The organism is Mycobacterium sp. E1214 (assembly GCF_001666755.1).
Lineage (GTDB): Bacteria > Actinomycetota > Actinomycetes > Mycobacteriales > Mycobacteriaceae > Mycobacterium.
Window position 1 is genome coordinate 99623 of the sequence record NZ_LZJC01000082.1, and the last position, 13675, is coordinate 113297.

The following is a 13675-nucleotide window of genomic DNA, read 5'->3' on the forward strand; positions in this document are numbered from 1 at the left end:
GTTGTTGCTGGACGGTGCATCACCCGACGAGAGGACTGCGCAATGCCCGACACGGCCCCCGCGAAAAACCACGCCGACTTCTGGTTCGACCCTCTGTGCCCGTGGGCCTGGATCACGTCGCGGTGGATTCTCGAAGTGCAGAAGGTGCGCGATATCGACGTCAACTTCCACGTCATGAGCCTGGCCGTCCTCAACGAAAACCGTGAGGGGCTGCCGGAGAAGTACCGCGAGAACATGAAGCGGGCGTGGGGACCGGTCCGGGTCGCGATCGCCGCCGAGCAGGCCCACGGCGCCGACGTGTTGGAGCCGCTCTACACCGCGATGGGCACCCGGATTCACAACGAGGGCAACAAGGACCTCGAGGAAGTCATCAAGCTGGCGCTGGACGACGCCGGCCTGCCCGCCGAGCTGGCGCAGGCGGCCGACAGCGAGGCCTACGACGACGCGCTGCGCAAGAGCCACCACGCCGGCATGGACCCCGTCGGTGACGACGTCGGCACGCCGACCATCCACGTCAACGGCGTCGCGTTCTTCGGGCCGGTCATCTCGAAGATCCCGCGCGGCGAGGAAGCCGGGAAACTCTGGGACGCCTCGGTGACCTTCGCGTCCTACCCGCACTTCTTCGAGCTCAAGCGGACGCGCACCGAGAAGCCGGAATTCGACTGACGGCACCGCGGTTGCCGGCGCGCATCGCTGTGTAAGGATTGCGGGCATGCGCGTCTACCTCGGCTCTGACCACGCCGGATTCGAGCTCAAGCAGCACATCATCGAGCACCTGAAGAACACCGGCCACGAGCCGATCGATTGCGGCGCCTACAGCTACGACGCCGAGGACGACTACCCGGCGTTCTGCATCGACGCCGCGACGCGCACCGTCGCCGACCCGGACAGCCTGGGCATCGTGCTGGGCGGGTCGGGCAACGGCGAGCAGATCGCCGCGAACAAGGTGCCGGGCGCCCGCTGCGCGCTGGCGTGGAGCGTCGAGACGGCGTCGCTGGCCCGCCAGCACAACAACGCACAGCTGATCGGCATCGGCGGGCGCATGCACACGGTGGCCGACGCGCTCAGCTTCGTCGACGCGTTCCTCACCACGCCGTGGTCGAAAGCCGAACGGCACCAACGGCGTATCGACATCCTCGCCGAGTACGAACGCACCCACCAGGCACCGCCGGTCCCCGGCGCACCGGCCTGACGCGCCCGTGCCCGAAGGGCATACCCTGCACCGGTTGGCCCGGCTGCACCAGCGCCGCTTCGGCGGGGAGCCCGTCGCGGTGTCCAGCCCGCAGGGCCGGTTCGCCACCGACGCCGCGGTAGTCGACGGCCGCGTCCTGACCCGCACCAGCGTGTGGGGCAAGCACCTGTTCCACCACTACGCCGGCGGCCCGATCGTGCACGTCCACCTCGGCCTGTACGGCGCCTTCACCGAGTGGCGCGTCCCGGCCGCCGCCGCGCTGCCCGAGCCGGTCGGGCAGGTGCGGATGCGCATGGTGGGCGCCGGCTACGGCACCGACCTGCGCGGGCCCACCGTGTGCGAGGTGATCGACGAGGGCCAGGTGTCCGACGTGCTGGCCCGGCTCGGTCCCGACCCGCTGCGCAGCGACGCCGATCCGTCCTGGGCGTGGGCGCGGATCAGCAAGTCGCGCAGGCCGATTGGCGCGTTGCTGATGGATCAGACCGTGATGGCTGGCGTCGGCAACGTCTACCGCAGCGAGCTGCTGTTCCGGCACGGGATCGACCCCTATCGGCCGGGCAGGGACGTCGGCGAGCAGGAGTTCACCGCCGCGTGGACGGATCTGGTGGCGTTGATGAAGGTGGGGCTGCGCGGCGGCAAGATCATCGTCGTGCGGCCCGAGCACGACCACGGCGCGCCGTCATACCGGCAGGGGCGGCCGCGCACCTACGTGTACCGCCGCGCCGGGGACCCCTGCCGGGTCTGCGGGGACACGATCCGCACCGCCGTCCTGGAGGGCCGCAACGTGTTCTGGTGCCCGACGGACCAGAAGTGACCGGCGGTCGCCAACATTGCCAGGAAACTCCCAGCAAGAAACGCTGGCAGCACCCGTTTGGGCCAGGGCGGCCGGCGGGTAACTGCTCCCACTGTGAAAACTCTTCCACGTTTGGCCGCAACGGCTCTCGCAATCGGCGGGCTGGGGCTGGCTGGCTTGGGCGTCGCGACGCAGGCCCAAGCGCAGCCGGGACCATTCCCGCAGTGGTGCCCGGGTGAGTACTGGGATCCGGGCTGGGGTAACAACTGGGACTGGAACGGCTGCCACGACTGGCGCCGTGAGGGCTACGGCCCGCCGCCCCCTCCGGGCTGGGGCCCGCCGCCTCCGCCGCCGCCGGGTTGGGGTCCGCCGCCGCCTCCCGGATGGCACCCCTGATCCTTCCGTTGAAAACGTCGCGGCTAGATAACGCCCAGCGTCGCGTACACCTCGTTGCTCAGCACCAGGCTGCGCGGGTCCGCGTTGGCCTTGGTGGCGTCGAAGTGGTTCGCGACGTACGCGTAGCCGATGCGGTGCTCCAGGTCGACGAAGCCGAACGAACCGCCCAGCCCGCCGTGACCGAAGATCCGCGGATTAGGCCCGTTGACGCACCGCTGGTTGAGCATGTAACCCAGCCCCCAGCCGTGGTCGGCGACCCGCGGCCCCAGGACCAGGTCGGTCTCCAGGCCGCCCTGGCAGACGCGCACCACATCCATGTGCCGGCGGCTCAGCAGCCGCTCCTGGGCGAGCGCGTTGTAAAACGTCGCCAAGCCCAGCGCCGACACCTGGCCGTTGGTCCCAGGGAATTCCAGCTGGCGCCACAATTGCAGGTCGTGCGACCCCAGCTCATCGTCCGGCGCGAATCCCATCGAAATCGCCAGCCCGGCCTTCGGGTGCTCGGTCAGGTTGGCCGGGCGCCGGGGGGCGTTCGCGTCGGTCAACAGGTCGCGCATGTGCGGCTTGTTGACGCGCTCGGCGCAGCGCAGCTGGTCGATGTCGGACAAGCCGATATGGACGTCGGCGCCCAGCGGCTCGGCGATCTCGGTGCGCAGGTACTCGCCGATGGTGCGGCCGGTGACCCGCCGGAACACCTCGCCGAGGATGAAGCCGAACGTCGTCATGTGGTAGCCCTGCGCGGTCCCCGGCTGCCAGCGCGGCGCGGCGGCGGCCAGGCGTTCGCAGACGAAGTCCCAGTCGGCGACGTCTTCCCAGCTGAGCGGCGCGTCGGGCCCGATCACCCCGGATCGGTGGCTGAGCACCATGGCCAGCGTGATGTCCCCTTTGCCCGCCTGCCCGAATGCGGGCCAATAGTGGGCCACCGGTGCCTGCAGGTCCAGGTCACCGCGGTCCGCCAGCTGGTGCACGCAGGTGGCGGACAGGCCCTTAGTGCCGGACAGCACGGTGGTCAGCGTGTCCTGTCGCCACGGCCGGGTGCCGGCCGCGTCCGCCCAGCCGCCCCACAGGTCGACCACCAGCTCGTCGTCCACCCACACGGCCACGGCGGCACCGACCTCGTCGCCGAGGAGAAAATTGCGCTCGAACGCGTCGCGCACACCGACGAAATCCGACGCGCATGAGCCATGAATCAAGTCGTGGACCAACTCGTGCGTTTTGAGGTCGCTCATGGCGCCTTTCTGGTGGAGCAGCCACTCACCCCGAGCGGGCGACGGGAATCGAACCCGCGTAGCTAGTTTGGAAGACTAGGGCTCTACCATTGAGCTACGCCCGCATGTGTTAGTCGAGCGTGACTGTAGCTGGCGACGAAGATCAAATCTAATCGACGCGGCTTCGTGATCGCTTCGTGAGGCCGCGCTTCCTCGCCGCGACGGCTGTGCCGGACGCGATACCCGAGGGCCTTAAGATCATCGAGGTCAGCGCGGGGTGTAGCGCAGCTTGGTAGCGCATCCGCTTTGGGAGCGGAAGGCCGCAGGTTCAAATCCTGTCACCCCGACCAGCACGACCGGCCCCGTGTCGCGCACGGCCCACCGACCATCAGCAACGAGCACCGAGGAGCATTTCCGTGAAGAGCACTGTCGAGCAGTTGAGCCCCACCCGGGTGCGCATCAACGTGGAGGTTCCCTTCGCCGAGCTCGAGCCCGACTTTCAGCGCGCCTACAAGGAGCTCGCCCGGCAGGTGCGGTTGCCCGGATTCCGGCCCGGCAAGGCGCCGGCCAAGTTGCTGGAGGCCCGTTTCGGCCGGGAGGCGCTGCTCGACCAGGTGGTCAACGACGCGTTGCCGGCCCGCTACGGCCAGGCCGTAGCGGAGTCCGAGGTGCAGCCGCTGGGCCAGCCCGAGATCGAGGTGACCAAGAAGGAGTACGGCGAGGAGCTGGCCTTCACCGCCGAGGTCGACGTCCGCCCGCGGCTCGTCCTGCCGGACCTGGCCACGCTCACCATCTCGGTGGACCCCATCGAGGTCAGCGACGCCGACGTCGACGCGGAGCTGGACAACCTGCGGGCCCGCTTCGGCACGCTGACCGGGGTGGACCGGCCGGTCGCCGACGGCGACTTCGTCTCCATCGACCTGTCGGCCACCATCGACGGCGAGGAGGTGCCCGGCGCCGCCGCCGAAGGGTTGTCGCACGAGGTGGGCTCCGGCCGGCTGATCCAGGGTCTCGACGAGGCGCTGGTGGGCCTGTCCGTCGACGAGTCGCGCGAGTTCACCGCCCAGTTGGCGACGGGGGAGCACGCCGGCAAGGACGCGCAGGTCACCGTCACGGTCAAGTCGATCAAGCAGCGCGAGCTGCCCGAGCCCGACGACGAGTTCGCCCAGCTCGCCAGCGAATTCGACACCATCGACGAGCTGCGTTCCAACCTGCGCGACCAGGTCCGCCGGACCAAGAGCGCCCAGCAGGCCGAGCAGATCCGCGAGGCCGCCATCGACACGCTGCTCGAGCAGGTCGACATCCCGCTGCCGGAGGCGATCGTCAAGGCTCAGGTCGACAGCGCCCTGCACGGCGCGCTGCACGGCCTCGACCATGACGAGGCCAAGCTCGCCGAGGTGCTGGCCCAGCAGGGCAAGTCCCGCGAGGAGTTCGAGACCGAAACCCGCACCGCCGCGGAGACCGACGTCAAGCGCCAGCTGCTGCTGGACACGCTGGCCGACGACCTCGACGTCCAGGTGGGCCAGGACGACCTGACCGAGCGCCTGCTGATGACGTCCCGGCAGTACGGCATCGAGCCGCAGCAGCTGGTGGCCTACCTGCAGGAGAACAACCAGCTGCCGGCCATGTTCGCCGACGTGCGCCGCGGTCTGGCCATCGCGGCGGTGATTCAGGCCGCGACCGTCACCGATACGGCCGGCAACGCCATCGACACCGACGAGTTCTTCGGCAACCGTGGGGCGCCCGAGGGGGTCGGTGACCTCGAGGACGGCGCCGACGAAGACGCCGAAGGCGCGATCGAAGACGCGGAAGCCGCCGCCGAAGACGCCATCCAAGCCGCCGACGCGGCGGAATGATCCACGCCGTGACGCTGTGAGCGAACGCGCCCGCTTCTGGGGGTGCGTGGCCGCGAAACGTCGGGCGCCGTTGGTTAGTGTCGTGATTACAGAACTGACAGAAAGCAGGTAACCCAGTCGTGACTGACATGCGTTCGAACTCCGTGGGCCTCAACCTCACGGACTCGGTCTATGAGCGCTTGCTCTCCGAGCGCATCATCTTCCTGGGTTCGGAAGTGAACGACGAGGTCGCCAACCGGCTGTGCGCGCAGATTCTGCTGCTCGCCGCCGAGGACGGCGACAAGGACATCAACCTCTACATCAACTCACCCGGCGGATCGATCAGCGCCGGCATGGCGATCTACGACACCATGGTGCTGGCGCCCTGTGACATCGCGACCTACGCGATGGGCATGGCCGCTTCCATGGGCGAATTCCTGTTGGCGGCGGGCACCAAGGGCAAGCGCTTCGCGCTGCCGCACGCCCGCATCCTGATGCACCAGCCGTTGGGCGGGGTCACCGGTAGCGCGGCGGACATCGCCATCCAGGCCGAGCAGTTCCACGTCATCAAGAAGGAAATGTTCCGGCTCAACGCCGAGTTCACCGGCCAATCGATCGAGCGCATCGAGGCGGACTCCGACCGCGACCGCTGGTTCACCGCGCAGGAAGCGCTGGAGTACGGCTTCGTCGACCACATCATCACCCGCGCCGCCCACATCACCAATGGAGAAGCCCGATGAGTTCCCAGCGTCCCGAAACCCAGCCGCAGGCGCGCTACATCCTGCCGTCGTTCATCGAGCACTCCAGCTTCGGCGTCAAGGAATCCAACCCGTACAACAAGCTGTTCGAGGAGCGCATCATCTTCCTCGGCGTCCAGGTCGACGACGCCTCGGCGAACGACATCATGGCCCAGTTGCTGGTGCTCGAGTCGCTGGACCCCGACCGCGACATCACGATGTACATCAACTCGCCCGGTGGCGGGTTCACCTCGCTGATGGCGATCTACGACACCATGCAGTACGTGCGCGCCGACATCCAGACGGTGTGCCTGGGGCAGGCCGCGTCGGCCGCGGCGGTGCTGCTGACCGCCGACACGCCCGGCAAGCGCATGGCGCTGCCCAACGCCCGCGTCCTGATCCACCAGCCGTCGCTGCAGGGCGTCATCCAGGGGCAGTTCTCCGACCTGGAGATCCAGGCCGCCGAGATCGAGCGGATGCGCACGCTGATGGAGACCACCCTGGCGCGTCACACCAACAAGGACGCATCGGTCATCCGTAAGGACACCGATCGGGACAAGATCCTGACGGCCGAAGAGGCCAAGGACTACGGGATCATCGACACCGTGCTGGAGTACCGGAAGCTGTCCGCGCAGACCGCTTAGGCGCGACCGGACGGCGCCCGGGCCCGTCTCGATAGACGGGTCCCGCGTTGTCGGTCGCTGTAGGGTGGGTTGCCGGGGTCCGCGCGTGTCGCGCCACCGGCGCGACACGCCAACGACATGCAAAGCACGTCTTTCGCGAGTGACGGGCGCCATCTGGCGATATGTTTCATCCAGACGGACGAGCTTTCATCCGGACGGACGGCATGAATATCACCGGCGCGATTCGGCGTTAATGGTCGCGTAGGGCCCAATTAAGCGGGTAGCGTCGGTGAATACATGTGGGACTGCAAGACCAACGGCGAAACAGGAAGTAGGCCCTGAGGCACCATGGCGCGCATCGGAGACGGCGGGGACCTGCTGAAGTGCTCGTTCTGCGGGAAGAGCCAGAAGCAGGTCAAGAAACTCATTGCTGGCCCCGGTGTGTACATCTGCGATGAATGCATCGACCTGTGCAACGAGATCATCGAAGAGGAGCTCGCGGACGCCGACGACGTGAAGCTCGACGAGCTTCCCAAGCCGATCGAGATCCGGGAGTTCCTCGAGGGCTACGTCATCGGGCAGGACACCGCCAAGCGGACGCTCGCCGTGGCCGTCTACAACCACTACAAGCGGATCCAGGCCGGCGAAAAGGGTCGCGACTCCCGGCACGAGCCGGTCGAGCTGACCAAGTCCAACATCCTCATGCTGGGCCCGACGGGCTGCGGCAAGACCTACCTGGCGCAGACGCTGGCCAAGATGCTCAACGTCCCGTTCGCCATCGCCGACGCCACGGCGCTGACCGAGGCCGGCTACGTCGGCGAGGACGTCGAGAACATCCTGCTCAAGCTGATCCAGGCCGCCGACTACGACGTCAAGCGCGCCGAGACCGGCATCATCTACATCGACGAGGTCGACAAGATCGCCCGCAAGAGCGAGAACCCGTCGATCACCCGCGACGTCTCCGGCGAGGGCGTGCAGCAGGCCCTGCTGAAGATCCTGGAGGGCACCCAGGCGTCGGTGCCCCCGCAGGGCGGCCGCAAGCACCCGCACCAGGAGTTCATCCAGATCGACACCACCAACGTGCTGTTCATCGTCGCGGGTGCGTTCGCCGGCCTGGAGAAGATCATCTACGAGCGGGTCGGCAAGCGGGGTCTGGGCTTCGGCGCCGAGGTGCGCTCGAAGGCCGAGATCGACACCACCGACCACTTCGCCGAGGTCATGCCGGAGGACCTGATCAAGTTCGGCCTGATCCCCGAGTTCATCGGCCGTCTTCCGGTGGTCGCGTCGGTGACCAACCTGGACCGCGAGTCGCTGGTCAAGATCCTGTCCGAGCCGAAGAACGCGCTGGTGAAGCAGTACACCCGGCTCTTCGAGATGGACAACGTGGAGCTCGAGTTCACCGACGACGCGCTCGAAGCGATCGCCGACCAGGCGATCCACCGGGGTACCGGCGCCCGCGGCCTGCGCGCGATCATGGAAGAGGTCCTGCTGCCGGTGATGTACGACATCCCGAGCCGCGACGACGTCGCCAAGGTCGTAGTGACCAAGGAGACCGTCCAGGACAACGTGTTGCCGACCATCGTGCCGCGCAAGCCGTCGCGCAGCGAGCGTCGCGACAAGAGCGCCTAACTAACCCACCCGCGCGACCCTGAACGCCAGCGACGCCGTACCGCGCCGCGTGGCGCGGTCGCTGGACCTGGTCAACTTTCTGCTGGCCGACGTCCGCGACGGCCTGGGCCCGTACCTGTCGGTCTACCTGCTGCTGGCGCACCACTGGGACCAGGCGTCCATCGGTTTCGTGATGGCGGTCGGCGGGATCGGCGCGATCGTCGCGCAGGCACCCGCCGGCGCCCTGGTCGACAGGAGCACGGCCAAGCGCGCGTTGCTCGTCGCCGCCGCGGTGACGGTCACCGCAGGCTCGCTGGCAATGCCGGTGTTTCCGAACCTGACGGCCATCTCGGTGCTGCAGGTGCTCACCGGGATCGCCGGTTCCGTCTTCGCCCCCGCGCTGGCCGCGCTCACGTTGGGTCTGGTGGGGCAGCGGCGCTTCGCGCGGCGGATCGGGCGCAACGAGTCGTTTAACCACGCGGGCAACGCGTCGGCGGCGGCCCTCACCGGCGGCCTGGCCTACCTCTTCGGGCCGGTCGTGGTGTTCTGGGTGCTCGCGGCCATGGCGGCGGCCAGCGTGGTCGCGACGCTGCGCATCCCGGCCGACCCGGTGGACCACGATGCCGCCCGCGGGCTGGAACCCGGGAAATCACACGAGACGCCGTCGCGGCTCTTGACGGTGTTGCGCAACCGCAGGCTCATGGTGTTCGCGGTCACCGTGATCGCCTTCCACTTCGCCAACGCGGCAATGCTGCCGCTGGTCGGGCAGTTGCTCGCCCTGCACAATAAGGACGTCGGCACCGCGTTGATGGCCGGGTGTGTGGTGGCGGCCCAGCTGGTGATGGTCCCGGTGGCCTACCTCGCCGGCGCGAAGGCCGACAGTTGGGGGCGCAAACGGATTTTCCTGCTCGGCTTCGCGGTGCTCACCGCCCGCGGGTTTCTCTACACGCTCTCCGACGACCCGTACTGGCTGGTCGGGGTGCAACTGCTGGACGGCGTGGGAGCGGGGATCTTCGGCGCGCTGTTTCCGCTCGTCGTGCAAGACGTCACGCACGGCAGCGGCCGCTTCAACGTCAGCCTCGGCGCGGTCACCGCCGCGACGGGCGTGGGCGCCGCGGTGTCCAACCTCGTCGCGGGCGCGATCGTGGTTGCCGCGGGCTACGACGCCGCGTTTGCGTTCCTCGGCGCCCTCGCCGGTGCGGGCTTCCTGCTGTACCTGTTCGCCATGCCAGAGACGGCGCCGAGTCGGCAGCCGGTCGCGGCCGCGGCGCCGACGTGATCAACAACACAGCTTTGTATGGTCTGATCCGCTTCGGGTCGCTGACTTCGGGTTTTACGGCGATATTGACCGCGCGTTGCGGGTAAGAGATGTCCATAGACACCTTAAAGAAGTGCCATAATTGGTACCGCCAGTGACATAAAACCGTAAGGGCCGAGGCGTCACTTCCACGGCGCGTAATCTGAAGCTACGCGGAGTGCCTGTCCGGTTAACCAATGGAGGGCGGATACGTGGATCCGAACGGCAGCGGAGCCGGGTCTGATTCTCAGAATGGGGCTTCTCGCAACGGATCCGGCCGTCAGCGCCTGGAACAAGTCGTCATTCGCTTCGCCGGGGACTCCGGCGACGGCATGCAGCTCACCGGCGACCGGTTCACTTCCGAGGCAGCGCTTTTCGGCAACGACCTGGCCACCCAGCCGAACTATCCCGCCGAGATCCGGGCGCCGGCAGGCACGCTGCCCGGCGTGTCCTCCTTCCAAATCCAGATCGCCGATTACGACATCCTGACGGCGGGGGATCGCCCCGACGTCCTCGTCGCGATGAACCCGGCGGCGCTCAAGGCCAACATCGGGGACCTGCCGCGCGGCGGCATGGTGATCGCCAACTCCGACGAGTTCACCAAGCGCAACCTGACGAAGGTGGGTTACGTCGCGAACCCGCTCGAGACCGACGAGTTGTCCGACTACGTCGTGCATTCCGTCGCGATGACCACCTTGACGCTCGGTGCCGTCGAAACGATCGGCGCCTCCAAGAAGGACGGCCAGCGCGCCAAGAACATGTTCGCGCTCGGCCTGCTGTCGTGGATGTACGGCCGGCCCATCGAGACCAGCGAGAAGTTCATCAGGGAGAAGTTCGCCCGCAAGCCCGACGTGGCCGAGGCGAACGTGCTGGCGCTGAAGGCCGGCTGGAATTACGGCGAGACGACCGAGGCTTTCGGTACCACTTACGAGGTGTCCCGGGCGACTCTGCCGTCCGGCGAGTACCGGCAGATCTCGGGTAACACCGCGCTGGCCTACGGCATCGTGGCGGCCGGCCAGCTCGCCGGCATCCAGGTGGTGCTGGGCAGCTACCCCATCACTCCGGCGTCGGACATCCTGCACGAGCTGTCCAAACACAAGAACTTCAATGTGCTCACCTTCCAGGCCGAGGACGAGATCAGCGGCATCTGCGCCGCGCTGGGCGCGTCCTACGGCGGGGCGCTCGGCGTCACCAGCACGTCGGGCCCCGGGGTGTCGCTGAAGTCGGAGGCGCTCGGGCTGGCCGTCATGACCGAGCTGCCGTTGCTGGTCATCGACGTGCAGCGCGGCGGCCCATCCACCGGCCTGCCCACCAAGACTGAACAGGCCGACCTGCTGCAGGCCCTCTACGGCCGCAACGGTGAGTCGCCGGTGGCGGTCCTGGCGCCGCGGTCGCCGTCGGACTGCTTCGCCACCGCCATCGAGGCCGCACGGATCGCGGTGTCCTACCACACGCCGGTGATCGTGCTGTCGGACGGCGCGATCGCCAACGGCTCGGAGCCGTGGCGCATTCCGGACGTCGCCGATCTGGAGCCCATCAAGCACGTCTTCGCCAAGCCCGACGAGCCGTTCCAGCCCTACGCCCGCGACCCCGAGACGCTGGCCCGCCAATTCGCGGTGCCCGGCACCCCCGGCCTGGAACACCGCATCGGCGGGCTGGAGGCGGCCAACGGCTCGGGCAACATCTCCTACGAGCCGGTCAACCACGACCTGATGGTGCGGCTGCGGCAGGCCAAGATCGACGGCATTGCCGTGCCCGACCTGGAGGTCGACGACCCCACCGGCGACGCCGAGCTGCTGCTGATCGGGTGGGGCAGCTCCTACGGGCCCATCGGTGAGGCCTGCCGGCGCGCCCGGCGCAAGGGCATCAAGGTGGCGCACGCGCACCTGCGTTATCTCAACCCGTTCCCGGCCAACCTCGGTGAGGTGCTGCGCCGCTACCCGCAGGTGGTGGCGCCGGAGATGAACCTCGGCCAGCTGGCCATGCTGCTGCGCAGCAAGTACCTCGTCGAGGTGCAGTCCGTCAGCAAGGTGCAGGGCGTCGCGTTCCTGGCCGACGAGATCGGGCGCGTCATCCGCGCCGCGCTCGGCGGCACGCTGGCGGAGATCGAGAACGACAAGGCCATGGTCGCCCGGATGGCGGCCGCGACGGTGGGAGCCGGCGCATGACGCGCGCCGGTGACCGCGCACGGGGGGCATTACCCGCTTACGGGGGAGAGGAGCGGCGCTCGTGACTGACCTGATCGGTGCAGACCTCGGCTTGACCGCCAGACTGACCAAGAACGACGGCGTCCCGACCTTGTCGGCCGAGGACCAGCCGCAGAAGGCCAAAGACTTCACCAGCGACCAGGAGGTGCGCTGGTGCCCGGGCTGCGGTGACTACGTCATCCTCAACACCATCCGCAACTTCCTGCCCGACCTCGGGCTGCGCCGCGAGAACATCGTGTTCATCAGCGGCATCGGCTGCTCGAGCCGGTTCCCGTACTACCTGGAGACCTACGGCTTCCACTCGATCCACGGCCGCGCCCCCGCCATCGCCACCGGCCTGGCGCTGGCCCGCGAGGATCTGTCGGTATGGGTGGTCACCGGCGACGGCGACGCGCTCTCGATCGGCGGCAACCACCTGATCCACGCGTTGCGCCGCAACGTCAACATCACCATCCTGCTGTTCAACAACCGCATCTACGGGCTGACCAAGGGCCAGTATTCGCCGACCTCCGAGGTGGGCAAGGTCACCAAGTCGACGCCGATGGGTTCGCTGGATCACCCGTTCAACCCGGTGTCGTTGGCTCTGGGCGCCGAGGCGACGTTCGTGGGCCGCGCACTGGACTCCGACCGCGCCGGCCTGACCGAGGTGCTGCGCGCGGCGGCCGGTCACCGCGGCGCCGCGGTCGTCGAGATCCTGCAGGACTGCCCGATCTTCAACGACGGTTCGTTCGACGCGCTGCGCAAGGAGGGCGCCGAGGAGCGGGTGATCAACATCCGCCACGGCGAGCCGATCACCTTCGGCGCCGACGGCGAATACTGCGTCGTCCGTTCGGGTTTCGGGCTCGACGTGGCCAAGACGGCCGACGTCTCCGTCGACGAGATCGTGGTGCACGACGCGCATGCCGACGACTCGGCCTACGCGTTCGCGTTGTCGCGGCTGTCCGATCAGAACCTCGAGCACACCGTGCTGGGCATCTTCCGCAACGTGAGCCGACCCACCTACGACGACGCCGCCCGCTCGCAGCTGCAAGCCGCGCAGGCCTCGACCCCGCACGACGCCGCCGCCCTGCAGTCCCTGCTGCGCGGCCGCGACACCTGGACCGTCGACTAAGAGGGAGCCGAATCGTGGCCGACGCAGTCTCGCTCGCCGGGGTGGTACTCGCCGGCGGCGCCTCACGACGGATGGGCCGTGACAAGGCCTGCCTCCCGCTGCCGGCGCCCTTCGCGGGCTCGCAGGCCGGCACCATGGTCGAGCGGGTCGTCGAGATCCTCAGCCAGCGTTGCGATCCCGTGTTTGTGATGGCCGCGCAGGGCCAACCGCTACCGGAGCTGAACGCCCGCGTGCTGCGCGACGAGCTGCGTGGACTCGGGCCGCTGCCCGCCACGGGCCGGGCGCTGCGGGCCGCCGCCGACGCCGGCGCGCAGCTCGCCTTCGTCTGCGCGGTCGACATGCCCTTCCTGGTCGCCGAGCTCATCGACGACTTGACCCGGCGGGCTCTGGAGACCGGCGCCGACGTCGTCCTGCCGTGGGACGGTCAGGACCACTACCTGGCCGCGGTGTATCGGACCGACCTTGCCGACCGGGTCGACGCGCTGGTCGCCGCCGGTGAGCGCAAGATGCGCGCGCTGGCCGACGCCTCGGACACCCAGCGCATCGTGACCGCGGAATCCCGGGCGTTGACCAACGTCAACACCGAGGCCGAGTTGCGCGCCCTGGCCCAGCCGCAGGGCTAGCGTTCTCTGCGCGCCGCCCGCTCTCTTAGCAGGTGGTTTTTCACTCCT

The 13675-nt window shown here is 68.4% G+C and carries 12 protein-coding genes and 2 tRNA genes; 12 read left to right on the top strand and 2 right to left on the bottom strand.

The features are described from left to right. Positions 1 to 42 precede the first annotated feature (42 nt). Genes A5700_RS10025 through A5700_RS10035 form a run of 3 tightly spaced genes read left to right on the top strand, consistent with a single transcriptional unit; the run spans position 43 to position 2006 of the window. Complete coding sequence (locus tag A5700_RS10025; protein ID WP_068070003.1) at positions 43 to 666, top strand: DsbA family protein; 624 nt, start codon at positions 43 to 45, stop codon at positions 664 to 666. Positions 667 to 712: 46 nt separating this feature from the next. Then, a complete protein-coding gene (locus A5700_RS10030; RefSeq protein WP_068070005.1) occupies positions 713 to 1192 on the top strand; it encodes a ribose-5-phosphate isomerase in 480 nt (159 codons plus the stop codon). A gap of 7 nt (positions 1193 to 1199) precedes the next feature. Then, positions 1200 to 2006: an Fpg/Nei family DNA glycosylase gene (locus A5700_RS10035; protein ID WP_068070007.1), complete on the top strand. Its 807-nt coding sequence runs from the start codon at positions 1200 to 1202 to the stop codon at positions 2004 to 2006. Between the two features lie 398 nt (positions 2007 to 2404). Here the strand turns inward: A5700_RS10035 and A5700_RS10040 are convergent, their stop codons facing one another. Then, positions 2405 to 3607: a serine hydrolase domain-containing protein gene (locus tag A5700_RS10040; RefSeq protein ID WP_068070008.1), complete on the bottom strand. Its 1203-nt coding sequence runs from the start codon at positions 3605 to 3607 to the stop codon at positions 2405 to 2407. A gap of 33 nt (positions 3608 to 3640) precedes the next feature. Then, positions 3641 to 3711 (bottom strand) — tRNA-Gly (locus A5700_RS10045). 148 nt (positions 3712 to 3859) lie between these two features. On the opposite strand from A5700_RS10045, the gene A5700_RS10050 reads away from it, so the two are divergent. From A5700_RS10050 to mobA, 9 genes are all read left to right on the top strand, one after another. Next, positions 3860 to 3936 (top strand) — tRNA-Pro (locus tag A5700_RS10050). A 66-nt stretch (positions 3937 to 4002) separates the two neighbouring features. Continuing rightward, positions 4003 to 5442: a trigger factor gene (gene tig, locus A5700_RS10055; RefSeq protein WP_068070010.1), complete on the top strand. Its 1440-nt coding sequence runs from the start codon at positions 4003 to 4005 to the stop codon at positions 5440 to 5442. Positions 5443 to 5570: 128 nt separating this feature from the next. Next, a complete protein-coding gene (locus A5700_RS10060; RefSeq protein WP_068070012.1) occupies positions 5571 to 6161 on the top strand; it encodes an ATP-dependent Clp protease proteolytic subunit in 591 nt (196 codons plus the stop codon). Continuing rightward, complete coding sequence (gene clpP2 / locus A5700_RS10065; protein ID WP_068204688.1) at positions 6158 to 6802, top strand: ATP-dependent CLP protease proteolytic subunit ClpP2; 645 nt, start codon at positions 6158 to 6160, stop codon at positions 6800 to 6802. The genes A5700_RS10060 and clpP2 overlap by 4 nt, the downstream gene beginning before the upstream one ends. Positions 6803 to 7129: 327 nt before the next feature. Continuing rightward, complete coding sequence (clpX, locus tag A5700_RS10070; protein WP_064953001.1) at positions 7130 to 8410, top strand: ATP-dependent Clp protease ATP-binding subunit ClpX; 1281 nt, start codon at positions 7130 to 7132, stop codon at positions 8408 to 8410. Positions 8411 to 8429: 19 nt separating this feature from the next. Next, on the top strand, positions 8430 to 9668 hold the full coding sequence (locus A5700_RS10075; protein ID WP_068204691.1) for an MFS transporter: 1239 nt from the start codon (positions 8430 to 8432) through the stop codon (positions 9666 to 9668). Between the two features lie 230 nt (positions 9669 to 9898). Continuing rightward, on the top strand, positions 9899 to 11854 hold the full coding sequence (locus A5700_RS10080; RefSeq protein ID WP_156671179.1) for a 2-oxoacid:acceptor oxidoreductase subunit alpha: 1956 nt from the start codon (positions 9899 to 9901) through the stop codon (positions 11852 to 11854). Between the two features lie 28 nt (positions 11855 to 11882). Further along, complete coding sequence (locus tag A5700_RS10085) at positions 11883 to 13004, top strand: 2-oxoacid:ferredoxin oxidoreductase subunit beta (RefSeq protein WP_197502829.1); 1122 nt, start codon at positions 11883 to 11885, stop codon at positions 13002 to 13004. A gap of 14 nt (positions 13005 to 13018) precedes the next feature. Beyond that, complete coding sequence (mobA, locus tag A5700_RS10090; protein WP_068070022.1) at positions 13019 to 13627, top strand: molybdenum cofactor guanylyltransferase; 609 nt, start codon at positions 13019 to 13021, stop codon at positions 13625 to 13627. Positions 13628 to 13675: the final 48 nt, after the last annotated feature.